Source organism: Bradyrhizobium sp. AUGA SZCCT0222 (assembly GCF_018130205.1).
Classification (GTDB): Bacteria; Pseudomonadota; Alphaproteobacteria; order Rhizobiales; family Xanthobacteraceae; genus Bradyrhizobium.
In genome coordinates, this window is record NZ_JAFCLX010000080.1 from 1 (window position 1) to 22,330 (window position 22,330).

Sequence of the window (22,330 nt, forward strand, 5' to 3'; positions counted from 1 at the left end):
CTCAATCGAACGCTTCTGCGCTTACAACTCGCCTGCGAAGGTCTAAAATGCCCCGAACTTTTGGTTCAGGACACTAGAGCCCCGTTCCGATTCCATCGGAACGGAAAAGGCTCTAGAAATCTGCGCTGACGTCAGGAGACGTCGAATGCCCACTCCAGAACGGCATTTTGGGCGTGGAGCAGAAAGGCTTTGGCTTCAATAACGCGACATGCCCGATGCGTCATGGCATCGGCGGATACCTCTTTGCCACGGGATACCGGAGGGCAGGGCACGAAGTCGGCCTCCGGGTGGAGCCTGTCCAGCAGTGTGGGCGTGACCTGATAATCTAGCAACGCCTCGGGTTCAGCATCGCCTGCCCAGCAATCGGTGACGACAAGGTCGGCATCAGCGAGTTCGTTCATATCGGTGCTGGTGCGAAAGCGCAGCGTGGAAGCCGCAGCATCCTGGTCGAGCCACTTGTCGGGATGGACCTGGACGACGTTGATCGGCAGGACCGCCGCAGCCTCGATCCACGATCCCAGAATGTTGGATTTTGGAGCGATAACCCCGACCTTGATCCCCTCGATATGGCCGTGCCGGTGGAGGTGAAAGGCCAGATCGCCGAGCGTTTCGCAGGGATGGTTTTGCCGGGTACGGGCGTTGATGACAGGTGCGCGCGCCGAATGGGCAAGAGATCGCATGACGGCCAGATCCGGCGCACGGGTGACAATTCCGTCGAACCAATTGTCGAGATAGGCGGCGAGATCAGGCAGATCCTCCCGCGTATCCCACCGCAACGGCGCATGGATGCAAATGCCGCCCATGGCCTGGATACCGAGATCAAAGGCGGTCGTGTTTCTCCAGCCGGAGTCGTTCACCACGAGCGCGATGCGACGGCCGGCCAGGCTTTGAACCATCCGTCGCTGGCGCCAGAACGCCGCCATGTCCTGGGCGCGCTCGATGATCGCCATCGCGTCGGAGGCATTCAGATCGCTGATCACCAGAAGATCGCGGATTTTCTCGCTCATTGTTCTCTTGCTTTGGATTTCTACGCCCGTCCCATCCAGACCGTGCGTCCGGCACGGTCCTCGGGGATATCAAGTTCGACAAAGCCAAGGCGATACCAGAAGCCGATGGCGGGCAGGTTTTCCCGGTTCACGCCAACATGCAGGGGGCCGATTCCGCGAGTGGCCGCCATGGCGAGCCAGGCCGCAAACATGTGCGAGCCGGTCCCGCGTCCCTGAAGGCGCGGCAACAGGTTCATATGAAGATGCGAAGGATAGGATTGGACGACGGCAGCGGGTATCGGCTTCGGATTGTGGATCATGAAAATGCGCCGTTGATCGTGGGACCATTCGGCCATGTGCGCCTGATCCGGCGCGGGATATTGCCGGCGCAGCTGCGGCCACCACTCTTGTTCGAGTCGCCTCTCCCAGGTCCGGGTATCGGAGGTGCCGGCGACGAAGCCCGCCACACCGGCATCATCCTCTGACACGAGGCAAAGCTCCGGTTGCAGGCTTGCATAGGGCGCGGAATAGATGTGACCCATCAGCTTCCGGTCACGGTAGAGCGAGGATGCATCGCCGCCCGCCAAGCCTGTCGCAAGCGAAATCGCATAGAGCGCATCGATGTCGCGCGGTTGAAGCGGGCGAACGTTCACCATTCGAGAAAGTGGTCCGGTTACCTCTGCTTTTCTATAACGGCCACGTCCATCTGCCGCAAACGAAACCGATCCTGCGCGCTCGGTATTGTGTGTGCAGCTCGAGCAAGCGTGGCCCGGATGAGCCAACGGGTCGCGCGAATGCGCGCCCGATGACACGATATCCGGGGCTCTTGCCGTGATCCCCGCATATCGCCTTGCTCATGCGGGCTACGCGCCGGCTATTGCGTTTCCAGCGTAAAGCCGATCTTGAGGGTCACCTGATAGTGGGCAATCTTGCCGTCTTTAATGTGCCCTCGGGTTTCGACGACTTCAAACCAATCCATGTTTCTGACTGTCTTGCCGGCCAGTTCGACGGCCGTATTGATTGCATCTTCAATGCTGGTTTCAGACGAGCCGACGATTTCAAGAATCTTGTAAACATGATTCTTCATTTTGGACCCTCCCGGCCGATTGCACCCCTTGATGCATCCTTTCGCCCCGACCGAAGGCGACGATGCGACAACGACAAGGGATGTCGTGATTTCGCAGACAATAACCAGATGCAACCGGAGTGGTTCCCGATCGGCAAGTCATGAGCCAATCGCCCGACGAACTGCGACAAAACAACCCGACGGGCAAATCAGTTCTGCTTTTCGGAAATCATGTCAAGTCAAAAATTTCCGAAAATCAAAAATATTTCCCTTTCCTTCGACCCAAATCACCGGCACATTCTCACTCATCCCGTCCCACTCAGAGGGGCGTCGGCCGTCGTCATGACGAGGGGCGGGGATGCGGTGGACGCTGATGTTGCGATTGACGGTCGCGGCAAAGGCGTACGGCGAAAGCGTGTGGTCCTGGCGCCCGTAACGGCGTCAAGTCCGGCGGGAGCTAACGCTTCCGAGGGACGACGGTGGCAATAGAGACCGTCTCACCGGGGAGAGCGCGCCATAAGCCGTAAAGCCATTGCGCAGGGAATGTCGGATGCTCTCCGCTGCCCTGTATGCTCGTGTGCAGCCTACTTAGCACAATTCGCACACGAGACCGCGGGTGCAGCGCGCATCCGGCATTCCCTGCGCCCTCTGTCTTCGAGCGCGAAGAATTTGATAGCAAACCTCGGGCGCCCAGCGCCGCGAGCCGTTGACGCACGTCTGTTTGCTTTGACATTGAATCCGGAACTGCGCAGATATGGCGGGCTGACCCCAGGCCCGCTAGACCGAAAGCCCCATGACGCCCCCCGCAACCGTTTTGCCCATTGAATTGCCGCCGGCCTTTCTCGGCGTGTCGCAATCGGCGACAGGAAAATTGTGGCGCGACCGGCTCGATGCGCGGGGGGCGGCGAAGGCGCTGGCGATCGTGCAGCGCTACCAGCTGCCGGAGATGCTGGCGCGGGTGATCGCGGGCCGCGATGTCGAGATCGACGCGGTCGAGGATTTCCTCGATCCGACCATCCGCAAACTGATGCCCGACCCCCACACCGTGACGCAGATGGAAACCGCGGCCAAGCGTATCGCGGACGCGGCCACGCGCGGCGAGAAGGTCGCGATCTTCGGCGATTACGATGTCGACGGCGCGACCTCCGCGGCGCTGCTGACCTGGCATTTGCGCCATTGCGGGCTCGATCCCTTGATCCATATTCCCGACCGCATCTTCGAAGGCTACGGGCCCAATGTGGAGGCCGTGCGCGCGCTTTCGGGCAAGGGCGCGACGCTGCTGGTGACGGTCGATTGCGGCACCACCAGCATTGAGCCGCTGGCGGAAGCGCGAAAGCTCGGGATGTCCGTCGTCGTCATCGATCACCACCAGACCGGGGACGAATTGCCTGAGGTCGACGCGCTGGTGAATCCGAACCGGGCAGATGATCTTTCGGGCCTCGGTTATCTCGCCGCCGTCGGCCTCGTGCTGGTGACGCTGGTCGCGGTCAACAGGGAATTGCGCGGCCGCGGCTTCTGGAACAGCGAACGGCCGGAGCCGGATTTGCTCGGCATGCTGCATCACGTGGCGCTCGGCACCGTGGCCGATGTCGCGCCGCTGACCGGGCTCAACCGTGCGTTCGTCGCCAAGGGCCTGATCGCGATGCGCCGCCGCGACCATGTCGGGCATACCGCGCTGATGGACGTGTCGCGGCTCAATGGCCCGCCCGAGGCCTGGCATCTCGGTTTCATGCTGGGGCCGCGCATCAATGCCGGCGGCCGCATCGGCCGGGCTGATTTGGGCGTGCGGCTGTTGCTGGAAGGCGATATCTCCGAGGCCGCGCGGATCGCCGCCGAACTGGATCGGCTGAACTCAGAGCGCCGCATCATCGAGCAGGCAGCGGAAGCGCAGGCCGAAGCCGAGGCGCTGGCTTCGCTCGGGCTCGAGGACAAGGGGTCGGTCATCGTCACGGCCTCCGAAGGCTGGCATCCCGGCGTCGTCGGTCTCGTCGCCTCGCGGCTCAAGGAAAAATTCGCGCGGCCGGCGTTTGCAATCGCGCTGGAGCCGGGCGGCATCGGCACCGGTTCGGGCCGCTCGATTTCGGGCGTCGACCTCGGCAAGGCGGTGCGGCAGGCCGTGAAGGAAAAACTGCTGATGAAAGGCGGCGGCCACGCCATGGCCGCGGGCGTGACGCTGCGCAAGGAAAAGCTCGCGGAGTTTCGCGCCTATATGGAAAGCGCGCTCGCCGAAGACGTCGCCAGCTCCCGTCACGAAAACGAGCTGTTCATCGACGGCGCGGTGAGCGCCCGCAGCGTGACACCGGAATTCGCAGGCATCCTGAACCGCGCCGGGCCGTTCGGCGCCGGCAATCCGGAGCCTGTGATCGCGCTGCCGGCGCATCAACTGGTCTATGCCGACGAAGTGGGACAAGCGCATCTGCGCGTGCGCTTCAAGTCCGGCGACGGCGTCATCGTCAACGGCATCGCGTTCCGGTCCGTAGGGCAAAAGCTCGGCCACGCACTGACGCAAAATCGCGGCCAGCCGCTGCATGTCGCAGGATCGCTCGCGGTCGATCGCTATCAGGGCACCGAGCGCGTGCAATTGCGCGTGATCGACGTTGCCGTGCCGGATCAGGGACCGGCCGTGATCAGGTAGGTTCATCCACCAGACGACAAGACCAACAACAGAAAAATGGGAGCAGAAATGGCAGGACAGGTTCAGGGAAAAGTCGCGCTCGTGACCGGCGGCGCATCCGGCATCGGCGCGGCATGCGCCGAATTGCTGGCGCGTGAAGGCGCGTCGGTAGTGGTCACCGATGTCGATGAACTGAGGGGGCCGGAGGTTGTCGCTGGTATCAAGAAGGCCGGTAACGAGGCTGTCTTCCTGCATCAGGACGTCACCAGCGAAGCGCGCTGGATCGAAGTCGTAGCCGAGGTGATGAAGCGCTATGGCCGGCTCGACGTGCTGGTTTCCAACGCGGGCATCGGCATCGCGGTGCCGTCGATCACCGAGATGTCGCTGGAAGACTGGCGGCGGCAGACCGCGATCAATCTCGACGGCGTGTTCCTGTCGGTGAAGCATTGCCTGCCGGCGATGCGCAAGACCGGCGGCGGCTCCGTTATCATGATGTCGTCGCTCGCCGGCATTCGCGGCGCGGCCAGCCTGTCCGGTTATTGCGCGACCAAGGGCGGCGTCCGGCTGTTTGCGAAAGCGATCGCGATGGAATGCGCGACGTTCGGCGACGGCATCCGCGTCAACTCGGTACATCCCGGGATCATCGACACGCCGATCTGGGGCAAGATCCCGACCGAGGCGACGGGGCGCGGCCAGAACGCGCCGATCGATCCCGAGGAGCGTGCGAAATTCGCAACGCCGCTGGCCCGCGCCGGCCATGCCATGGACATCGCGAAAGGCGTTTTGTATCTCGCCTCCGATGCGTCGAGCTACGTGACCGGAACTGAACTCGTCATTGACGGCGGTATGAACGCAGGCGGGGTCGCGCGGCCTGCGCAATAGCAATGCTCGTCATTCCACATTTCGTCATTCCGGGGCGATGCGAAGCATCGAGCCCGGAATCCATAACCACGATCGTGAGTATGGATTCCCCGATGCGCATTGCGCATCTGAGGCCTGCGCCAAGAGGCGCATCCCGGAATGACGGCGTTGGATTGGGAGCCGAGCTAACCGCCTTGCCGCAGCCGCGCCAGCACCTTGAGCCCGCCATAGCCGTCGGCGGGCAGCAGGCCCATCTTGGTCTGATAATCGCGGACCGCCTTCATGGTGTCATTGCCGACGCGGCCGTCGGTGCCGCCAGTGTCGAAGCCGGCTTTTGTCAGCCGCGTCTGCATCTCCTGCACCTCGGCGAGCGTCAGCGCGCGCTCGGAGCCCGGGAAGGGATGAATGAACGGCGGCGCGCCGAGAATGCGGTCGCCGAGATGGCAGATCGCAAGCGCGTAATTCATCGACGGATTGTAGCTGCGCACCGCATAGAAATTCGGCCCCAGCAGGAACGCGGGTCCGCCGGCGACCGGAACCCACAATTGCGCCGACGCATTCGGCTGCGGGAACGGCTTGCCGTCGGCGCGGGTGACGCCGGCGCCAGCCCATGCCGCATAGGTCCGGTTGCCGCTGCCGGACGCGCCGCCGGCGCGGACCTCATAGCCCCAATGTTCGCCGCGGTGATACTTGCCGCGATTGACAAGATAGCGCGCGCTCGAGCCCAGCGCGTCGTCCGGCCTGCCGAACGGCGAGACGCGGCCGTCCTTGTCGTAGTCCATGCCGACATTGAGCCAGACTTCCGGCATCCACTGGGTATGCCCCATCGCGCCGGCCCACGATCCCCGCATTTCCTCCGGCGTGCCCCAGCCGCGGTCGACGATCTTCAGCGCGTTGATCAGTTCGGTTTCCCAATAGGCGCGGCGGCGGGGCTCGTTCCAGGCCAGCGCTGCGAGCGAGGGAAAGATCGGGCGCATATGGTTCTGCTGCACCAGGGGATCGCCATAGGCGGATTCGACGCCCCACAGCGCCAGCAACGTGCCGCGCTCGACGCCAAAGTCCTGCTCGATCCGCGTGAACAGCGCCTCGTTCTTCCGCAGCGCTTCCTTGCCGGCGGTAATGCGCCAGTCCGAGGCGCGGCGATTGACGTATTGCCAGATCTGCTCGTGGAATTCCGGCTGCTTCTGCATCTGCCGGAACACGGACATGTCGGGCTCGATCCGGCCCATCACGCGGCTCCAGGTCGCGTCCGATATGCCTTTTGCCAGCGCGCGAGCGCGAAAATTATCGCGCCACGCGTCGAAGCCGGGCGGCGCCGCGGCCAACGCGGCAACGGGACTGACGAGCAGGCCGGCTGCGCCGATACCGGCTTGCAGCAGGGCGCGGCGGGTCGGCGATCTCAGAGAATCGAAGGGTTCCATGGCGGTATTGTACGGGGCAGGGTGCGCTCACCAAAGCGCATTTGCATGGCGCCGTCGTCGCAGCCGGAACGCGGAACTCCGGAAGGTAGAAGAGCTGCCCTAGGCCTGCTGAAAGTCCGCGGCAATCCGTGCGAGCCAACGCCGGACGGTCGCCTGCGCGGAGGCCGAGAACCCGGCCGCCAGCCGCCGCTCCACCGCCTGGACGTGACGACGGCATTTGTCGAGCAGGACAGTGCCGCGCCGGGTCAGCGTCCATTGCAGCACCCGGCCATGGATCGGGTGCGGAGTGTTCCGGATAGCGCCGTCGCGTTCCAAATTGCGGATGATGACGCCGACGGTTTGCGGGGTCAGCAGGGCGACCCGCGCGAGATCGGCGCCCGACAGGCCGGGATAGGCCCGCAGCATCGTCAGCACCACGAATTGCGGCGTGGTGACGCCGAGTTCGGCGAGCGCCCGCTCCAGCGTCAGCCGGGTCGCGGCCTGGGCCTGCCGCAGCAAATAGGCGAGGTGGCCATGTTCGCCGCGCTTGCCTTCGCCCGGCAGCGGCGGGCGGATTATCGCGAGCACGGGATCGGCGGTGGATTTTTTCCGGCGCTGGTGAGGGTTTTTGCGAGAGGATTTCCTGCGCGCAGGCTTTTTTGCCGCGACGGATTTTTTGGATTTTTTCAGTTTTTTGGCCGCCGTTTTTTGCGGCCCGCGCGGTTTGGATTTTACCGAAGCTCTGATCTTGCGCACCATATAAGGGCTCTTATAATAAATCAGTGCACTGATAACATAAGGCGATGAACATGTCACATGCCCGCAAGGAATATAAGGATTTCATGGCGCTGGCGCCCGAGGCCTATGAGGTCGTGCTGGCGCTCGGCAAGGTCGCGGCCGCCGCGGGCATCGACAAGCAACTGCTCGAACTCATCAAGCTGCGCGCCTCGCAGATCAACGGCTGCGCGTTTTGCGTGCAGTATCACATCCTGCAAAGCGAGAGCCTCGGCATGTCGGCCGACAAGCTCAATCTGGTCGTGGTGTGGCGCGAGGCGCCGCAATTCTCGCCCCGCGAACGCGCGGCCTTGGCGTGGACGGAAGCGCTGACGTTGCTCAGCGGCGGCGTCAGCGACGAGGTCTATGCGCAGGCGAGCGCCGAATTCTCGGAAAAGGAACTGGCCTACCTCACCTCGGCGGTCGCCTCGATCAACGTCTGGAACAGGTTCGGCGCCGCCTTCCGCTGGACCCCGCCGGCGCGGCAAAAGCCGGTCGGTGCTGCCGCGTCCTAGCGAACGGCCATCGCGTTTTCGAGCGAAGTGGAACCCGGTTCGCGTGAAGAAAACGCGTGAAATAAGTGTCTAGTTGTCGCCCTCGCCACCTTCCTGCGGGTCGGGCCGGATCACGTCTCGCGGCTGGGCGTGGGCGACCGCGGCCGGCGCGACAGGGTCGGTGCCGAGCTCGCGTCCGCGGCCGCGCAGCAGGCGCTCATAGGCCGAGATCAACGTGGTGTAGGGATTGACCCAGATCCAGCCGTCCCGCGTGAACACCTGCACGTCGAAATGCAGGTGCAGCGAGGTGCCGTTGGGATAGTCGAGGTAATTCGAGGCCACGCCGATTTTTTCGCCCTCAGTGACCTTGCGGCCGTTGAGAATGCCGTCCGCGTCCAGGCTGGACGGATTCATGTGCATGTAGCGGAAGCGGATATGTTCGTTGCGGGTGTTGACCTGCAACGTTGCCGCCTGCTGTTTCAGCGAACGGATCAGGACGCCGTCGCGAACCGCGACGACCGCCTGCTGCTTCGGATCGCAACTGCCCGGGCTTTCGCCGTTCTGCGCCATGCACGCGCCGGGACGGATGTCCTGCCCCTGATGGCCGAAACCGGCGGCGCATTGGCCGACCTCGAAACTGCGCGCCTCGCAGAAATTGTCCTGCCAGGGATATCCGCGTTCGTCGGGTTTGCGTTTGCCGAAGGATTGCGAGCGGGCGAAGGCGGGCGCCTTTTCCAGCGGAAACCGGATCTGCGAATAGGCTGTGAGATCGGCGCGGCCGCCGCGCTTGCGCGAGCCGCTGTTGGCGACGATGTCGCCGCTCGGGCGATAGGTGAAGTCGGGCGAGGGTACGATCGGCCGCTCGGCAATCTCGGACGAAATATCCCGGCGCGGCCGCGACGGCTGGCCGCCGGCGATGCGCAGCGCCTTGAGGAAACGTTCCGCGACCGGATAGGCCTCGCGGCAGGCCAGCCGCCGCGGGCGCGGCGTCGAGTCGAGGCACTGGATCGACACCACATAGGGCACGCCGAAGCGCGTGAAGGCGTAGCGCACATAGCCTTCGCGGATGAAGCGCCGCAGGTCCGGGAATTGCGCCGCCAGCGCCTTGACCGGCTCGCCCTTGCCGGCGAGCGGGTCGGCGAGATCGTAGGTCAGGATCGAGCCCGTGATCTGCACCTCGACCGGCTTGGCGTAAGTCCGCTGCGGCATGCCGTCGCCCGCACCCGGCTCGAACGAAAACATCGCGTCGTAGCCGGCGGCGCCGGCGTGGAACATATCGGCGGGGCGGAAGTCGGCTTGATAGCGCGATACCGAGAGGGTGTCGGGCGCGCCGTTCTGGCGGGCATCGAGATAGCTTGCGGTGTCGAACGGCAACAGCACCGGAACAGGACTGCGTCCGATCCCCGGGAAGACGGGGGAAGTGATCGCGTTCAGTTGCACCAGCGCCGGCATCGAGCGCGGGTCCCAGCGGGGCGCCCGCCGCTGGCTGGCAAAGGTGAAGGCGGACGCAACCGCGGGCTGGGTATTGATCTCGGAGCGGAGCTGATCCAGCACCGCGCGCCATTCGACGCGGATGGCCGAGATCGAAGGTGTCCGGAACTCGTCCGCCGATGCACCGACGGCGCAGGCGGCAAGCAGACAGAAGGCTGCCAGCCAACAGGGCAGCAAGCGGACAGCCTTCGTACCCAATGCATCGCCCCCCGGCGCATGCCCCGATGTCTAACTTTGGCGCCTAGTCCTTGGCGCGCTCGACGTAGGAGCCGTCCTCGGTCATGACCACGATCCGCGTTCCCGTTCCGACGTGCGGCGGCACGTTGGTGCGTACGCCGTTGGAAAGGATAGCAGGTTTGTAGGACGATGACGCGGTCTGGCCCTTGGTCACCGGCTCGGTTTCGACAACTTCCAGCGTTGCGCGCTGCGGCATCTGGATCGCGACCGGAACCATGTCGTGCAGCGAGAGCTTCACCGACATGTTTTCCTGCAGATACGGCGCGGCCGAGCCGATGATTTCCTTGGACACCTGGACCTGGTCGTAGGTCTCGCCGTTCATGAAATGGAAGCCATCGGCGTCTTCGTAGAGGTAGTTGAAATTGTGATCCTCGATCGTCGCCTTCTCGACCTGGTCGGTGGTCTTGTAGCGTTCCGAAATCTTCACGCCGTCGCCGATCCGGCGCATTTCGATCTGACTGACCGGAGTTCCCTTGCCGGGATGGATGTTCTCGGCGGTCAGAACCACATAGAGCTTGCCGTCCTGCTCGATGACGTTGCCCTTGCGAATTGAACTGGCGATGACTTTCAAAGCGGTTTTCCTGAATTTCTGGCCTCCGACCTGTCAGGACAATTGTGTCCCGCGGCCAATGAGGCGGTTTCGGGCTGCAACATACTGATTTGCCCCCCAGATACCAGCCTTTTGCGGCCCGTTCCGGCAGGTTACGGGCTGGCCGGATCGACGGTTCGTGCGGCGGCTATTTCCGCTTGGGGCGAGGGGACGTGAAGGCCTGGGCGTTGTGCTCGGCAAAGGCGGCGGGCACCGTAAATGTCCCGGTTTTCAGGTCATAGGCACACCACCAGTCCTCGATATAGGGCCGCGGCTTGTCTTCGCCCTGGGCGTCGAAGGAGAGGCTGATCACGACGTAGCGGCTATCGGGCCAATGCAGGCCCAACCCAGCGTAATTGTCGTCCATTCCTTTGACGAGGGCGGCAAATACGTGACTGAGCGAATCGCGGTCCCTGGGGTCGCGACGCAGCTTTTTGGCTGCCGGCGAGCCCCAGAAATAATCCCAGGCCATCTCGCTCAGCGGCTTCGGCGTGGCCGAGGAAAATTGAAATCCGTTCCGCCGGTACAGAAACAGCGTCTGGAAACCGGCACCGGTTTTCTGCATGCGTACCAGCCACTGGCTGTTCGGGGTAAAGCGAAAGCCAGCGGGGTAGCCCGCGAGATCGATGCCTTCGCCAGTATTCAGCGGCGAGGGGTGTCGACGCCCCTCGTCGAAGGTCCAGAACTGGAACAGAAAACCTTCATCGCCCTTGTCCGCGGCATATTGCTCAACCCGAATTTGCCTGTCGGGTGAGGTGAAAATGTCATCCGCATCCGTCTTCAGTTTGAACTCAGACCCGGGACCGGTCGCGCTGGCGGGCGTTGGCGTGGTGACGACGAGCAACAGCATACCTGCCAGCAGAAGCGCTGTTCGTCGTAACCAACCTCCAGACATGTGTGCATTCCGTTCCATTTTGCTGCCCATTGGACGCGCTAATGGCCGCGAGGTTCAGGGCGCAACTTCAAGTTCGCGGCGCCGATCGCGCGAATGGACAAGACGTGCGTCTTTCGACATGACAGACGGGCCGGACGCGGGGTATCCGCGGTGTTCCCGGCATGGCTGCTCTCCAGCGGAGAAAGTTGAATAGTGTCAATGGTATCCGTCGATATCCTGAATGTTTTCATCGGCTCGTATGCAGCTGCAGGCGCGCACGCCGCTTCGGCTGGTTGCTGATGGCCGGGATCGACCAGCCATCGCCATGGTGGTCGCCGGCGCGGCATGCGGACCGGAAGCCGTTCCTGATGGCGCGGGGCGCGATCACGAAGGGCTTGCGGGCCTGGTTCGACGAGCAGGGATTCGCCGAGGCCGAGACGGGCATCCTGCAGGTCTCGCCGGGCAATGAGACGCATCTGCACGCGCCCCGGACCGAACTGACCGGCGGAGACGGAACCCGCGCGCTGCGCTATTTGCGGACTTCACCGGAGTTCGCTGCCAAGAAACTGCTCGCGGCGGGCGAAGACAAGATATTCGAGTTTGCACGCGTGTTCCGCGACCGCGAGCGCGGCGATCTTCATTTGCCTGAATTCACCATGCTGGAATGGTACCGCGCCAACGCGGCATATGACGCCATTATGGCCGACACGATTGTGGTGATCGCCCATGCGGCGCAGGCGACGGGCATCGGGCAATTCTCGTTTCGCGGCCGCATCACTGATCCCTTCGCCGAGCCTGAATTGCTGACGGTCGCGACCGCGTTCGAACGGTTCGCCGGGATCGACTTGCTGGCGACGGTCGCGGATGGCGAAGGGGATCGCAGGGCGCTCGCCGAGGCGTCAAAATCGCGGGTGCGGATTGCAGACGACGACACCTGGTCCGATATCTTCAGCAAGGTCCTGGTCGAGCATATCGAACCAAATCTCGGGCAGGGGTGTTTGACGGTATTATTTGAGTATCCGGTGCCGGAGGCAGCGCTGGCGCGCGCGAAAGCGTCCGATCCGCGCGTGGCCGAGCGGTTTGAGGTCTACGCTTGCGGCGTCGAGCTTGCGAACGGGTTTGGCGAATTGACCGATGCTGCCGAACAGCGCCGCCGTTTTGCGCAGGCAATGGACGAGAAAGCGCGGCGTTACGGCGAACGCTATCCGCTCGACGAGGATTTCCTGCAGGCGGTCGCCGTGATGCCGCAAGCAAGCGGTGTCGCGCTCGGTTTTGAACGGCTGGTGATGCTGGCAAGCGGTGCGCTCAGGGTGGATCAGGTGGTATGGACACCACCGGCGGGAGAAGCATGAACAGGATCGATCCGAAACTGGCGGCGACGTTGCGGCAACCGGCGGAACTCGTCGATTGCGGGCTGGCGCCTGCGGCCGAACTGGCCGATCTCGAACAGGTGGCTGCACGCTACGCGATTGCGGTGACGCCGGATATCGCCGCGCTGATCGATACCGATGATCCAGACGACCCGATCGCGCGGCAGTTCGTTCCAAGCACGCTGGAACTGGTGCAGGAGGCCGGCGAGCGCGCCGATCCGATCGGCGATGACGCCCATTCACCGGTCGCCGGCATCGTTCATCGCTATCCGGATCGTGTACTGTTCAAACTGGTTCACGTTTGCGCGGTGTATTGCCGCTTCTGTTTTCGCCGCGAGATGGTCGGCCCCGGCAAGGCGACCGCGCTGTCGGACAACGCCTATCGTGACGCGCTCGACTATATCCGCGTGCATCCCGAGATCTGGGAAGTCATCCTGACCGGCGGCGATCCCCTGATGCTGTCGCCGCGCCGGTTGGCCGAGATCATGGCCGACATCGCCGCCATCGATCACGTCAAAATCATCCGCCTTCACACCCGCGTGCCGGTCGCGGCCCCCGTGCGCATCAGCGACGAGATGGTCGCAGCGTTGAGGGTTGGTGGCGCCACGACCTGGGTCGCGGTTCACGCCAACCATCCGCGTGAGCTGACGGTGGAAGCCCGCGCCGCTTGCGCCCGGTTGGTCGATGCCGGCATCCCCCTGGTGAGCCAGTCGGTGCTGCTCCGCGGTGTCAATGACGATGCGGCGACGCTGGAAGCCCTGATGCGGTCCTTCGTCGAATGCCGGATCAAGCCGTATTACCTGCACCATGGCGATCTCGCGCCGGGCACCTCGCATCTGCGCACCACGATCGAGCGCGGACAGGAACTGATGCGCGGCTTGCGCGGACGCGTTTCCGGGCTATGTCAGCCCGATTACGTGCTCGATATTCCCGGCGGCCACGGCAAGGCGCCGATCGGTCCGCATTATTTGTCGCATCCAAATTCCCGGGAACGTGAACTATCCTCGGAAACGCGTTATCGTGTCGTCGATTATTGCGGTGACGTTCACCTCTATCCGCCGAAGCCGTGAACCGGCGATGACGGACGGGGATCAGGGAGGGCAGAAGCCGCCGGAAGACGAGAGCAGCCGCGCGATCGAAAACGCGGTAATGCTGGCTTTCTTCGCGGTGCTGGTAGCAGCCGGTATCTGGTTGCTCAGCACCATGGCCGATGTACGAAAGGCGCAGGATTGCGCGGCCCAGGGGCGTCGCAATTGTGGAACGATCGATGTTCCGGCGCGATAACAAGATGAGAGCGGGAGAACCAAAATGCGAAAATTGATCCTGTCGGTGGCGCTTCTGGTTCTGACCGGTAGTCCGGACGTGTTCGCGCAAGGCTCAACGGTGCCGAAAAATTCGGACAAGCCGGTGATCCAGGCGCCAATCGGTCATCGCCAGCCACGCGCCAGCGACGTTCCCAGCGAGAAAAATTTGAACGATCCGAACGATCCCCTGAGCAAGGAAAATGCTCTCCTCGACAAAAAGATCAAGAGCATCTGCCGCGGCTGCTAAGGCGCGGGGCACAAAGGGCGCTCCACACCACGATTGATCGGCTTGACCGGCCAGAGTCTGCTTCATCAGCTTGAGCAGACTCTGGCTGTAACGTTTTGGTCGACCATCGATTCTTAAGCCGACCGTTCATTGAACGGCCGGCGCGCCAAGCTCCGTCTCGCCTCGACGGCGTCGGCCAGGACGTTGAGCGCCTGCACGGTGGTTTCCCAGTCGATGCAGCCGTCCGTGATGCTCTGACCATAGGTGAGCGGCTTGCCCGGCACCACATCCTGGCGGCCCGCGACGAGATTGCTCTCCATCATCACGCCCGTGATGCGTGTTTCACCAGCGGATATCTGCTGTGCGATGTCGGCCGCAACCAATGGCTGGTTCTCGGGCTTCTTGCTGCTGTTGGCGTGGCTGGTGTCGATCATGATCCGCGGTGTCACGCCTGAACGGGTGAGTTCGGCCGAAGCGGCATCGACGCTGTCAGCGGCATAGTTCGGCTTGCTGCCGCCGCGCAGGATGATGTGGCAGTCATCATTGCCGGTCGTGGCGGCGATCGCCGAGCGTCCGCCCTTGGTGACCGCCATGAAATGGTGGGGATGCGACGCCGACTTCACGGCCTCGGCCGCGATGCGCACATTGCCATCGGTTCCGTTCTTGAAGCCGACCGCGCAGGAAAGTCCGGACGCGAGTTCGCGATGGATCTGGCTTTCCGTGGTGCGCGCGCCGATCGCCGCCCACGCCACCAGGTCGGCGATGTATTGCGGCGTCGTCATGTCGAGGAATTCGGTGCCGGCCGGCAGGCCAAGATTGTTCACCGCTGAAAGCACGTTGCGGGCGAGACGCAGGCCCCTGTTGATGTCGAAGCTGCCGTCGAGGCCGGGATCGTTGATCAATCCCTTCCAGCCGACAGTCGTGCGCGGCTTCTCGAAATAGACGCGCATCACGATCTCGAGGCGGTCGGCCAGCCGCTCGCGCAGGGTGACGAGGCGCTCGGCGTATTCCACGGCAGCAGCGGGATCGTGCACCGAGCAGGGGCCGACAACGACCAGAAGCCGGTCATCGGTTCCGTTCAGGATCGCGTGGATGGCGTTGCGCGCCGCCATCACGATGCGCGTGGCGGTCAAAGTGCGCGGTATCTCGCGCATGACCTCTTGCGGTGTCGTCAGCTCTTTCAGTTCGCTTATTCGAAGATCGTCGGTGGTGCTCAACACGGCTCTGGCTCCTGTTTTGAAGAACCTGCCGGCCAATAAAAAAAGCCGCCAGGATTTGGCGGCTGTTCGGATTATTTGCTGCAACTATTCAGATTGCGCGTGATCCTCCCACCGCCAGCGAGCTGTCGAAGCTAAAATACCAATAGTTGCTGGCGGCGATCATGATCATGGCCGGCTCTATAGCTCACGCATCGGGACTTGTCATCCCCCAATCGGCGGTGGAATTGGCTCGCGCAGCGCCAGCCCGTGTCAGGCCTTGCGCGCGGCGAGCGCCATGCCGACCAGCGACGCGCCGCCAAGCACCAGGTTGATCCCGACCAGGAGACCGATCGCCCATTCCGCTGAACCCGGAAGGCCTGATATGATCAGGAACGAGATCAGGATGTCCATCAGTCCGGAGACCAGCAGCCAGGACCAGCGCCCGGACAATTCGCGGCGGTGCTCCAGCGCGTACATGATGGTGGTGACGCCTTCGATCAGAAAGTAGGCGCCGACAATGATGGTCAGCGTCAGCACACCCTGCATCGGCCGCGCCAACAGCACGAGGCCGGCAAGCACCGCCAGCGCTGCGGAAAACAGCGACCACCAGAAGCCCGGCATCTGCCGCGCCCAGTAGGTGACGACCAGCCCGGCGATCCCGCTGATCAGGAACATCCAGCCCAAGAAGATTGCAACCGCCAGGCTTGCCAGCGGGGGCACGATCATTGCGGCCAGGCCGAGCACCGCCAGCAGAATGCCTTCGAACAGGAAGGCTTTCCAATGCGCCTTCACGGCGGCGCCCATGTCGGACTGCAATTTGGCGATGTCCTTGGGAAGCATATCTTGGGGAAGGGTCATCACAGCTCTCCCGCTACGCACGGGCCGATACTAGAGCGTGTTCGAGCGAACAGGAATGGTTGGCGCAAGGAATTGGCGGGATGAAAACGCGTCCAATTTTAGCTGAGGCGCTAACCAGCCTCGCTCGCCGACGAAAAGCCCTCCGACGTCGTGCGCATCCGGTTACGGCCAAAGACGTAGACAGCCGTGGTTGCGACCAGCAGGGCGAGGCCGATCAGGATCGATGTGAAACCGATCGGGATCAGAACCAGCGAGGCGTTGCGTTCCGGATTGATGAACCAGTGGTGCAGCGAGGTCAGCAGGAACGACACGCCCGCAAAACCTGCACCGCCGCCCACGACCAGCAGCGCCCACATCCGCCGCAGCTGGCTCAACCGCTCGCGTGCAATCTCGGTGCGCGGCGCGTGATGGCGGCCGACGCGCCGCACCAGCCGCGCCGCAAATCCGATCGAGCTGAAGCCGATGATCAGGCTTGCCGTTCCCAGCAACATCCGCGTGGTGGAGCCGAGATCGGGATGCTTTTGCAGAATCAGCAGCGGAAAATCGAACGCCGCATGCAGCGCGACCGGCGCAAACAGGGCCAGCATCCAGCTCGAGATGCGGGCGAGGTCGCGATTGTGCCTGTTGGCACCGAGTGCCGTGCCGGCACGTGCGATCGCGATATACGCGCCGGCGATAATGCCGAGCGCACCGTGGAACGGCACGGTGAGGACGCTGCGCAATGCCGCCAGCGATCGCCACATGTCGGCGTGCTGTACCAGGTAGGCCAGATTTTCGTAGGCTGCGAATCCGAGGCCCGCGGCTGCGCCGTAAACGACGGTGTCCATCGGATCGGCAAAGGTGCGACGCTTCCACGACACCGCGATGATCACGATCACCTTGACGATCTCCTCAGGCGCGGCAACGCCGAACACCGAGCGGAGCCCCTGGGTCATCCAGGGATTTCCGGGGACCGCGAGAATCGCTGCAAACGGCGCCCGTGCGATTCCGAGCAGCGAAATACTGGCCGCGCCCAGCACGAATGCGATCCATACCTGCGCAGGCGGGCCGGGGCGCTCGTCAGCGGCGATGACCAGCCACAGCAAAAGCAACGCGGGCGCGATCGCGGCGACGCCGATGACAGTCGGGAGGGATTGAAGCAGGAGCATTTAGGGAACTTTGTTCGGATGGATCGAAAATGGCCGCAAATTCAGCGCTTTGCAAGGAAGGCAAACGCGACTTGTTGTCGCCAAAAGGCGAGGGGCGGGCTGGCTAATTGTTACGTTTCGAGGTGGGTTTCCCAGCAATTCGGGAGCGGGCAAGGGCGTTGATCGGGGGAACTCCGGTCCCGACTCTTTCCTCCTGACTGTGACCGCCGCGCCACAGCATTAGGTGCCTAATTCCTCTACAACCATTGGCAGCAATATTGGCCCAAGGGGAATCAACATGAAGAAATTTGCACTGGGAATGCTTGCTGCGGTTGCAATGACTGGATCGGCTGTCGCGGCTGATATGGCTCCCCGTTACGCCAAGGCGCCGCCTCCGGCTCCGGTCGTGGTGTACAACTGGACCGGCTGCTACATCGGCGGCAACATCGGCGGCGGCTGGGCACGAACCTCGCAGGAACGCACCGAAATCATCGGCGTCGGACTGGTTGTTCCGTCGACCAATTACGGTTCAAGCGACGGCAGTGATTTCGTCGGCGGCGCGCAGATCGGCTGCGACTACCAGTTTGCGGGCAATTGGGTGCTCGGCATCCAGGGCATGTACAACTACGCGCGCATCGACCACTCGCATTTCCTGACGGCGTTCCCGACCTTCAGGTCCGATGTCACCACCAAGGACATCTTCACGGTAACGGGCCGCTTGGGCTACCTGTTCACGCCCCAGTTGCTCGGCTACGTCAAGGGTGGTGGCGCCTGGACCAAGTCTGACTATGAGATCTTCCAGCCGGGTGGCGTGCTGCTGTCCGAAACCGCTTACGGCGTCAGCCGCAGTGGCTGGACCATCGGCGGCGGTCTCGAATGGATGTTTGCTCCGGGCTGGTCGGTGTTCGGCGAATACAACTACATGGACTTCGGTCACAAGGACGTCGCGTTTACGACTGCGCCCGCCGCTGTCGGATTCCCGGACCGTGTCCGCACGAAGCTGGAAGTTTCCACCGCACTGGTTGGTGTGAACTACAAGTTCAACTGGGGTAGCCCGGTCGTCGCCAGGTACTGAGCCTTCACGGACTGAGCTGGTACCACGTACTGAGTTCTTCCCGAGACCAATTAAAAGCCCCGGCATCGTCCGGGGCTTTTTTTGTGATGAGAGCAGACGCACAGAGATGACCGTCGTGCAGTCGGCATGGCGCACTGCCAGGCCGATTTCGACCTGCAGGCGCAATGAGCGTACGCGCGCTCAGCCCGCCAAAAGGCGCCGGCAGGCGTCGACAAACACCTCGGCGCCGGTGACGATGTCGGCGTCATCAGTGTTCTCGGTCCAGTGATGGCTGATGCCGCCGATCGAGGGCACGAACAGCATGCCTGACGGCATGATGGTCGAGAGAATCTGGGCGTCGTGACCGGCGGCGCTGGGCATGCGAATCGACCTGCCGCCGGCAAGCGCCTTGCTCGCAGCTTCGATCGCTTGCTGGAACGAGGTGTCCATCATCGCGGGCGCGCCGGTGCGAATGCGCTCCACCGCAACCGTGCAGGGGCCGCGCGCGCTGACGTCGGCGGCCATGTTTCGCAGCAAATCCTCCAGGCGATCGATCACAGCGAGGGCGTCGTCGCGTATCTGGAACAGCATTTCCGCAGATCCCGGGATGATGCTCGGCGCCCCCGGATCGAGCCTGACCGAGCCGGTGGTCCAAACCGTGCGCGGCCCGCAGGCTTTCGGAAACCGTTCGTCGATATCGACGCAGAGTTTTGCCAGCGCGAGGCCAGCGTCCTTGCGCACGGCCATCCGCGTCGTGCCGGCGTGGTTTTGCTCGCCGGTGAAGGTGATTCGGTATTGCCAGATACCGACGATGGAGGTGACGACGCCGATATTGAGCGCGCCGCCCTCGAGGGTCTGACCCTGTTCGATATGCGCCTCGAGATATCCGATGTGGCGCCCGCGTTCGGCGGTGGCGCGCCGGCGGTCGGCGAGGCCGACTTCGCGAAGCGCCTCGCGCATGGTGCGATCGCTGTTGCGGTCGCGTGCGGCGTCGACGTCAGCCTCGGTGAGAGCGCCGACATAGGAACGGCTGCCGAGGAAACTGCCGAAATGGCCTTCCTCATCGCACCAGGATGCGACTTCGACGGCGCCCTTGATGTTCGGATCAGGATTGATGACGCGGGCGGCTTCAAGCGCATAGATGACACCCAGCGGACCATCGAGCCAGCCCGCGTAATTCTGGCTTTCGAGATGTGAGCCCGCCAACAGTTTCGGGCCCGGTTTCGGGCTGGTGCCCAGCACATTGCCGATGCCGTCGATCTCGGCCGCCAGTCCCGCCTCGGGGAGCCGCTGCACCAGCCATTCCAGCGAGCGCATATGCGGCTCCGAGAAGGTCGGCTTGTGGACACCGGTCTTATAGGCGCCGATGCCACGCAGCGTGTTGAGGTCGGCGAGGACGCGGGCGCCGTCGAAGGGCAGGGTCTTGTCGGGCATTGCTGGTGCCTCTCCTTGATGGGCAGTCAGGGGCCGGCCGGCTTGCGATAAACATCCTTGGTCGCGAGCCTTCCATCGCGAAACGTATAGCACTCGACGCCGCGTTGTTCGCGCTGCTCGCCGGTGGCGCGCACGGTTTCGCTGACACGGAACGTCATGAAGGTCATATCACCGGCGTGATGATAGGCCACGTCATGGAAGCGTTGCGCCGAGAACAGGGCCTTTTGTTCGGCGAGATGCTCGGCAATAGCGGCGGCGCCGGCGAGGGATTTCGTCACCGCCAGACCATCGTGAAAGGTCCAGAGAAAGTCAGGCGTCACCACGGAATAGAGCGCAACCATATCGCCTTTGAACAGGGCGCGCGCGAAGCCTTTGACCAGCTCATCGCGTTCGGCGGAGGAGGGCGCCATGATTTTCGCTCCAACAATCCCTGGCTGAGAAAGCGTATCGGCTGATGAGCATTTTTTCGATCACGCGAGACAGCAGAGCGAACCGGCGCGAACGAGTCAAATCTCTAATATGTTGAGGCGGTTGTCCCGCACCGACGCAGCGAAATGATCCAACAAGCGAGATGCCGTTTGGAAGCAGGGGATCGCTGGTTCGAATCCAGCCAGACTGACCACATCCGATTCAATAACCAAGAGGGGCGCTCGCGCCTCGCCAGGTTTTGCGTGTTAGCTCAGTCGGTATTTCACGCGCTTGTGGACCAACTGGATGGTCAACGGATTTCTACTCCGTCCTATGCGGGTTTGAGTCCTGCCGAGCGCACCAAAATGACAGCGTGACGCGCACGCTGGTCTTTTCAACGCCGGCTTGGGTCATAGGCTGATCACTTGGCTTCCAACCAGGCAAAGTCGGTTCGAGTCCGGCAGCCCGCGCCAATCACAGGTCAGCCACCTTCCTGGCTGCCGCGACGCTGTCCTTGATACTATTCGAGTTGAGGATCCTATCTTCGAATGCGATTCGCGCTGCGGTAATCCTTCGGAGCAGTTGCAATTTGGGTCCGGCTCCAAATCTTCGGTCGATCTCCAAGGTTATCTCACGCATTTGCTCGGCGGCTTCATGGGTGACACCAAGTTCATCAAGCCGTGCAGCGACCGACAATTCCCGTTGCGTTAGCGGCCGTTTCTTTACCGATTTCGGTTTCCACTTTTTCGCGGTCGCCCTTTTGGTCTTCTTCGCTTTCTTTATCACCGTAGCCGCTCCCTTCGTCTGGCGGTCCAGGATAACACCTATTCACGGTGAAGATCACCGGTTCGAATCCGGTAGGGAGCGCCATTGCGGGCGCGTCGCCAAGTTGGTCTAAGGCGCCGGATTTTGATTCCGTGACCGCTGGTTCGAATCCAGCCGCGCTCACCAAATCCATCACCCGGCCTCTCGGGAGGGCTTGCTGCTCATAACGGCGAACAGGACGGTTCGAAACCGTTACGAGCGACCATTGCCTTCCGACCTCGTCTATCAGCTAGGACGCTTGCTTGTGGAGCAGGAAAACACGGGGCAGCACCGTGGGTCGGGACCAAGCTGGGGAGTGAAGCTTAAGTGGACGAGCGCTGGTCTCCAAAACCAGAGGTTCCAGGTTCGAGGCCTGGTTCTCCCGCCATCTCAGTCTGGCCATTGCAGCAAGCCGGCATGGCGAATGTGGCTCACCAGAACAGGTGTTCCAAAAGGCCAATCACGAGCGATATATTTCGAGTGATTTCAATGGCCGAAAAACGGGATGGCGCTCCCTAGCGGAATCGAACCGCTCTCTCCACCGTGAAAGGGTGGCGTCCTAACCGATAGACGAAGGGAGCAAAAACAACCGGAAAATCAGTGCTTTACAGCATGATGCGCCGTGTTGGTCGCCGATAATCGGGTTGGATCAGGCCGGCGACCGGCGAACGTATAGTGGCGTTTTGCCGGGCGGGCAAGCGGCCTGAAACTGCCTTTTTCCGGGCGCTTCCGGCCCGCACCGGCAAGGGGGACCGGCCAAAACAGCCGATGTTTTGCAACGGATTTTAAAGCCGCCTGGAGTAGGGCTTGTGGCAGGGGAACTTCTGACATGGCCTTGGGCACCAAAAAGCGCGAGTCGCGCAAATCGCTGCATCAATCCGGGTGGATCACGCTGGACGGCGGCTTCGCGGCGCGCCCATGCGTGGTGCAGGACATGTCCACGACGGGTGCCAAGGTCACGATCGACGATCCCAACACGCTGCCCGCCAAATTGAAGCTGGCGTTTTCGCGCGACGCCCGCACGGGGCGAAACTGCGAAGTGGTCTGGCGCCGCGGCAAGTCGGTCGGCATCAAGTTCGTCCGCTAGGTGGTGTGGACACTAGCGCATCCACAGAACGATGGCTGCGAGAGTGACGACGGCCCGGTAATTCCGGGCCGTT

At 62.8% G+C, this 22,330-nt stretch carries 23 protein-coding genes and 5 tRNA genes; 13 read left to right on the plus strand and 15 right to left on the minus strand.

What is annotated here, in order from left to right; genetic code table 11:
• Window positions 1-131: 131 nt before the first annotated feature.
• The 3 genes from JQ629_RS35750 to JQ629_RS35760 all read right to left on the minus strand — a co-directional run bounded on the left by JQ629_RS35750 (window position 132) and on the right by JQ629_RS35760 (window position 2,073).
• Complete coding sequence (locus JQ629_RS35750) at window positions 132-1,007, minus strand: ornithine carbamoyltransferase (RefSeq protein ID WP_212416618.1); 876 nt, start codon at window positions 1,005-1,007, stop codon at window positions 132-134.
• Between the two features lie 20 nt (window positions 1,008-1,027).
• Window positions 1,028-1,798: a GNAT family N-acetyltransferase gene (locus JQ629_RS35755; RefSeq protein WP_349631370.1), complete on the minus strand. Its 771-nt coding sequence runs from the start codon at window positions 1,796-1,798 to the stop codon at window positions 1,028-1,030.
• 62 nt (window positions 1,799-1,860) lie between these two features.
• Complete coding sequence (locus JQ629_RS35760) at window positions 1,861-2,073, minus strand: dodecin (RefSeq protein WP_212416619.1); 213 nt, start codon at window positions 2,071-2,073, stop codon at window positions 1,861-1,863.
• Between the two features lie 772 nt (window positions 2,074-2,845).
• Between JQ629_RS35760 and recJ the strand changes: the two genes are divergently transcribed.
• Together recJ and JQ629_RS35770 are read left to right on the plus strand one after the other, a co-directional pair.
• Window positions 2,846-4,687, plus strand: a complete 1,842-nt coding sequence (recJ, locus tag JQ629_RS35765) for a single-stranded-DNA-specific exonuclease RecJ (protein WP_212416620.1) — start codon at window positions 2,846-2,848, stop codon at window positions 4,685-4,687.
• A 48-nt stretch (window positions 4,688-4,735) separates the two neighbouring features.
• On the plus strand, window positions 4,736-5,548 hold the full coding sequence (locus JQ629_RS35770; RefSeq protein ID WP_212416621.1) for a glucose 1-dehydrogenase: 813 nt from the start codon (window positions 4,736-4,738) through the stop codon (window positions 5,546-5,548).
• A 164-nt stretch (window positions 5,549-5,712) separates the two neighbouring features.
• Here JQ629_RS35770 and JQ629_RS35775 read toward each other — a convergent pair whose 3' ends face one another.
• The gene (locus tag JQ629_RS35775; RefSeq protein ID WP_212416622.1) at window positions 5,713-6,948 is read right to left on the minus strand and encodes a lytic murein transglycosylase; all 1,236 of its coding nucleotides are present in this window, start codon (window positions 6,946-6,948) and stop codon (window positions 5,713-5,715) included.
• Between the two features lie 99 nt (window positions 6,949-7,047).
• Window positions 7,048-7,515, minus strand: a complete 468-nt coding sequence (locus JQ629_RS35780; RefSeq protein ID WP_349631371.1) for a MarR family winged helix-turn-helix transcriptional regulator — start codon at window positions 7,513-7,515, stop codon at window positions 7,048-7,050.
• A gap of 221 nt (window positions 7,516-7,736) precedes the next feature.
• Between JQ629_RS35780 and JQ629_RS35785 the strand changes: the two genes are divergently transcribed.
• Window positions 7,737-8,216 carry a carboxymuconolactone decarboxylase family protein gene (locus tag JQ629_RS35785; protein ID WP_212416624.1) on the plus strand — a complete coding sequence of 160 codons (480 nt, stop codon included), beginning with the start codon at window positions 7,737-7,739 and terminating at the stop codon, window positions 8,214-8,216.
• A 69-nt stretch (window positions 8,217-8,285) separates the two neighbouring features.
• Here JQ629_RS35785 and JQ629_RS35790 read toward each other — a convergent pair whose 3' ends face one another.
• From JQ629_RS35790 to JQ629_RS35800, 3 genes are all read right to left on the minus strand, one after another.
• Window positions 8,286-9,863 (minus strand): M23 family peptidase, encoded by a 1,578-nt coding sequence (locus JQ629_RS35790; RefSeq protein ID WP_249135517.1) that lies wholly within the window; start codon window positions 9,861-9,863, stop codon window positions 8,286-8,288.
• Between the two features lie 64 nt (window positions 9,864-9,927).
• Window positions 9,928-10,494, minus strand: a complete 567-nt coding sequence (efp, locus tag JQ629_RS35795) for an elongation factor P (RefSeq protein WP_192735762.1) — start codon at window positions 10,492-10,494, stop codon at window positions 9,928-9,930.
• A 166-nt stretch (window positions 10,495-10,660) separates the two neighbouring features.
• Window positions 10,661-11,407, minus strand: a complete 747-nt coding sequence (locus JQ629_RS35800) for a hypothetical protein (RefSeq protein WP_212416626.1) — start codon at window positions 11,405-11,407, stop codon at window positions 10,661-10,663.
• A 278-nt stretch (window positions 11,408-11,685) separates the two neighbouring features.
• Here JQ629_RS35800 and epmA point away from each other — a divergent pair, with 278 nt between their 5' ends.
• The 4 genes from epmA to JQ629_RS35820 are packed head-to-tail and all read left to right on the plus strand — an operon-like array spanning window position 11,686 to window position 14,307.
• On the plus strand, window positions 11,686-12,738 hold the full coding sequence (gene epmA / locus JQ629_RS35805) for an EF-P lysine aminoacylase EpmA (RefSeq protein ID WP_212416627.1): 1,053 nt from the start codon (window positions 11,686-11,688) through the stop codon (window positions 12,736-12,738).
• On the plus strand, window positions 12,735-13,826 hold the full coding sequence (locus JQ629_RS35810; protein ID WP_212416628.1) for a lysine-2,3-aminomutase-like protein: 1,092 nt from the start codon (window positions 12,735-12,737) through the stop codon (window positions 13,824-13,826). Before epmA ends, JQ629_RS35810 begins: the two co-directional genes overlap by 4 nt.
• Window positions 13,777-14,040, plus strand: coding sequence for a hypothetical protein (locus tag JQ629_RS35815; protein ID WP_212389363.1), 264 nt, complete (start codon window positions 13,777-13,779; stop codon window positions 14,038-14,040). The genes JQ629_RS35810 and JQ629_RS35815 overlap by 50 nt, the downstream gene beginning before the upstream one ends.
• Before the next feature lie 24 nt (window positions 14,041-14,064).
• The gene (locus tag JQ629_RS35820) at window positions 14,065-14,307 is read left to right on the plus strand and encodes a hypothetical protein (protein WP_212261727.1); all 243 of its coding nucleotides are present in this window, start codon (window positions 14,065-14,067) and stop codon (window positions 14,305-14,307) included.
• Window positions 14,308-14,420: 113 nt separating this feature from the next.
• Here JQ629_RS35820 and JQ629_RS35825 read toward each other — a convergent pair whose 3' ends face one another.
• From JQ629_RS35825 to JQ629_RS35835, 3 genes are all read right to left on the minus strand, one after another.
• Window positions 14,421-15,506, minus strand: coding sequence for a 3-deoxy-7-phosphoheptulonate synthase (locus tag JQ629_RS35825; protein ID WP_212416629.1), 1,086 nt, complete (start codon window positions 15,504-15,506; stop codon window positions 14,421-14,423).
• A gap of 249 nt (window positions 15,507-15,755) precedes the next feature.
• Window positions 15,756-16,343 (minus strand): HdeD family acid-resistance protein, encoded by a 588-nt coding sequence (locus tag JQ629_RS35830; RefSeq protein WP_212416630.1) that lies wholly within the window; start codon window positions 16,341-16,343, stop codon window positions 15,756-15,758.
• Between the two features lie 110 nt (window positions 16,344-16,453).
• Window positions 16,454-17,491 carry a PrsW family glutamic-type intramembrane protease gene (locus tag JQ629_RS35835; RefSeq protein ID WP_212261718.1) on the minus strand — a complete coding sequence of 346 codons (1,038 nt, stop codon included), beginning with the start codon at window positions 17,489-17,491 and terminating at the stop codon, window positions 16,454-16,456.
• Window positions 17,492-17,768: 277 nt separating this feature from the next.
• Here JQ629_RS35835 and JQ629_RS35840 point away from each other — a divergent pair, with 277 nt between their 5' ends.
• Complete coding sequence (locus JQ629_RS35840; protein WP_212416631.1) at window positions 17,769-18,545, plus strand: outer membrane beta-barrel protein; 777 nt, start codon at window positions 17,769-17,771, stop codon at window positions 18,543-18,545.
• A 180-nt stretch (window positions 18,546-18,725) separates the two neighbouring features.
• Here the strand turns inward: JQ629_RS35840 and JQ629_RS35845 are convergent, their stop codons facing one another.
• Window positions 18,726-19,958 (minus strand): Zn-dependent hydrolase, encoded by a 1,233-nt coding sequence (locus tag JQ629_RS35845; RefSeq protein ID WP_212416632.1) that lies wholly within the window; start codon window positions 19,956-19,958, stop codon window positions 18,726-18,728.
• 26 nt (window positions 19,959-19,984) lie between these two features.
• Complete coding sequence (locus tag JQ629_RS35850) at window positions 19,985-20,368, minus strand: nuclear transport factor 2 family protein (protein WP_212416633.1); 384 nt, start codon at window positions 20,366-20,368, stop codon at window positions 19,985-19,987.
• A gap of 285 nt (window positions 20,369-20,653) precedes the next feature.
• Here JQ629_RS35850 and JQ629_RS35855 point away from each other — a divergent pair.
• A tRNA-Arg gene (locus JQ629_RS35855) sits at window positions 20,654-20,729 on the plus strand.
• A 111-nt stretch (window positions 20,730-20,840) separates the two neighbouring features.
• On the opposite strand, the gene JQ629_RS35860 is transcribed toward JQ629_RS35855, so the two are convergent.
• Entirely contained in the window at window positions 20,841-21,152 is a 312-nt protein-coding gene (locus tag JQ629_RS35860; protein ID WP_212416634.1) for a hypothetical protein, read from the minus strand.
• Window positions 21,153-21,159: 7 nt separating this feature from the next.
• Between JQ629_RS35860 and JQ629_RS35865 the strand changes: the two genes are divergently transcribed.
• The 3 genes from JQ629_RS35865 to JQ629_RS35875 all read left to right on the plus strand — a co-directional run bounded on the left by JQ629_RS35865 (window position 21,160) and on the right by JQ629_RS35875 (window position 21,558).
• A tRNA-Glu gene (locus JQ629_RS35865) sits at window positions 21,160-21,236 on the plus strand.
• 4 nt (window positions 21,237-21,240) lie between these two features.
• Window positions 21,241-21,317, plus strand: a tRNA-Gln gene (locus JQ629_RS35870).
• Window positions 21,318-21,482: 165 nt separating this feature from the next.
• Window positions 21,483-21,558: transfer RNA gene (locus tag JQ629_RS35875), tRNA-Trp, on the plus strand.
• Between the two features lie 118 nt (window positions 21,559-21,676).
• Here the strand turns inward: JQ629_RS35875 and JQ629_RS35880 are convergent.
• Window positions 21,677-21,751: transfer RNA gene (locus JQ629_RS35880), tRNA-Glu, on the minus strand.
• A 248-nt stretch (window positions 21,752-21,999) separates the two neighbouring features.
• On the opposite strand from JQ629_RS35880, the gene JQ629_RS35885 reads away from it, so the two are divergent.
• The gene (locus JQ629_RS35885; protein WP_192735778.1) at window positions 22,000-22,257 is read left to right on the plus strand and encodes a PilZ domain-containing protein; all 258 of its coding nucleotides are present in this window, start codon (window positions 22,000-22,002) and stop codon (window positions 22,255-22,257) included.
• Window positions 22,258-22,330: the final 73 nt, after the last annotated feature.

Bases quoted from the DNA above. Each gene is read 5' to 3' on its own strand.
- JQ629_RS35760 (WP_212416619.1), bottom strand. From the start codon at position 2,073: ATGAAGAATCATGTTTACAAGATTCTTGAAATCGTCGGCTCGTCTGAA.
- JQ629_RS35770 (WP_212416621.1), top strand. From the start codon at position 4,736: ATGGCAGGACAGGTTCAGGGAAAAGTCGCGCTCGTGACCGGCGGCGCA.
- JQ629_RS35785 (WP_212416624.1), top strand. From the start codon at position 7,737: ATGTCACATGCCCGCAAGGAATATAAGGATTTCATGGCGCTGGCGCCC.
- recJ (WP_212416620.1), top strand. From the start codon at position 2,846: ATGACGCCCCCCGCAACCGTTTTGCCCATTGAATTGCCGCCGGCCTTT.
- JQ629_RS35775 (WP_212416622.1), bottom strand. From the start codon at position 6,948: ATGGAACCCTTCGATTCTCTGAGATCGCCGACCCGCCGCGCCCTGCTG.
- JQ629_RS35800 (WP_212416626.1), bottom strand. From the start codon at position 11,407: ATGTCTGGAGGTTGGTTACGACGAACAGCGCTTCTGCTGGCAGGTATG.
- JQ629_RS35750 (WP_212416618.1), bottom strand. From the start codon at position 1,007: ATGAGCGAGAAAATCCGCGATCTTCTGGTGATCAGCGATCTGAATGCC.
- JQ629_RS35840 (WP_212416631.1), top strand. From the start codon at position 17,769: ATGAAGAAATTTGCACTGGGAATGCTTGCTGCGGTTGCAATGACTGGA.
- JQ629_RS35830 (WP_212416630.1), bottom strand. From the start codon at position 16,343: ATGACCCTTCCCCAAGATATGCTTCCCAAGGACATCGCCAAATTGCAG.
- JQ629_RS35810 (WP_212416628.1), top strand. From the start codon at position 12,735: ATGAACAGGATCGATCCGAAACTGGCGGCGACGTTGCGGCAACCGGCG.
- JQ629_RS35845 (WP_212416632.1), bottom strand. From the start codon at position 19,958: ATGCCCGACAAGACCCTGCCCTTCGACGGCGCCCGCGTCCTCGCCGAC.
- JQ629_RS35885 (WP_192735778.1), top strand. From the start codon at position 22,000: ATGGCCTTGGGCACCAAAAAGCGCGAGTCGCGCAAATCGCTGCATCAA.
- epmA (WP_212416627.1), top strand. From the start codon at position 11,686: ATGGCCGGGATCGACCAGCCATCGCCATGGTGGTCGCCGGCGCGGCAT.
- JQ629_RS35820 (WP_212261727.1), top strand. From the start codon at position 14,065: ATGCGAAAATTGATCCTGTCGGTGGCGCTTCTGGTTCTGACCGGTAGT.
- JQ629_RS35850 (WP_212416633.1), bottom strand. From the start codon at position 20,368: ATGGCGCCCTCCTCCGCCGAACGCGATGAGCTGGTCAAAGGCTTCGCG.
- JQ629_RS35835 (WP_212261718.1), bottom strand. From the start codon at position 17,491: ATGCTCCTGCTTCAATCCCTCCCGACTGTCATCGGCGTCGCCGCGATC.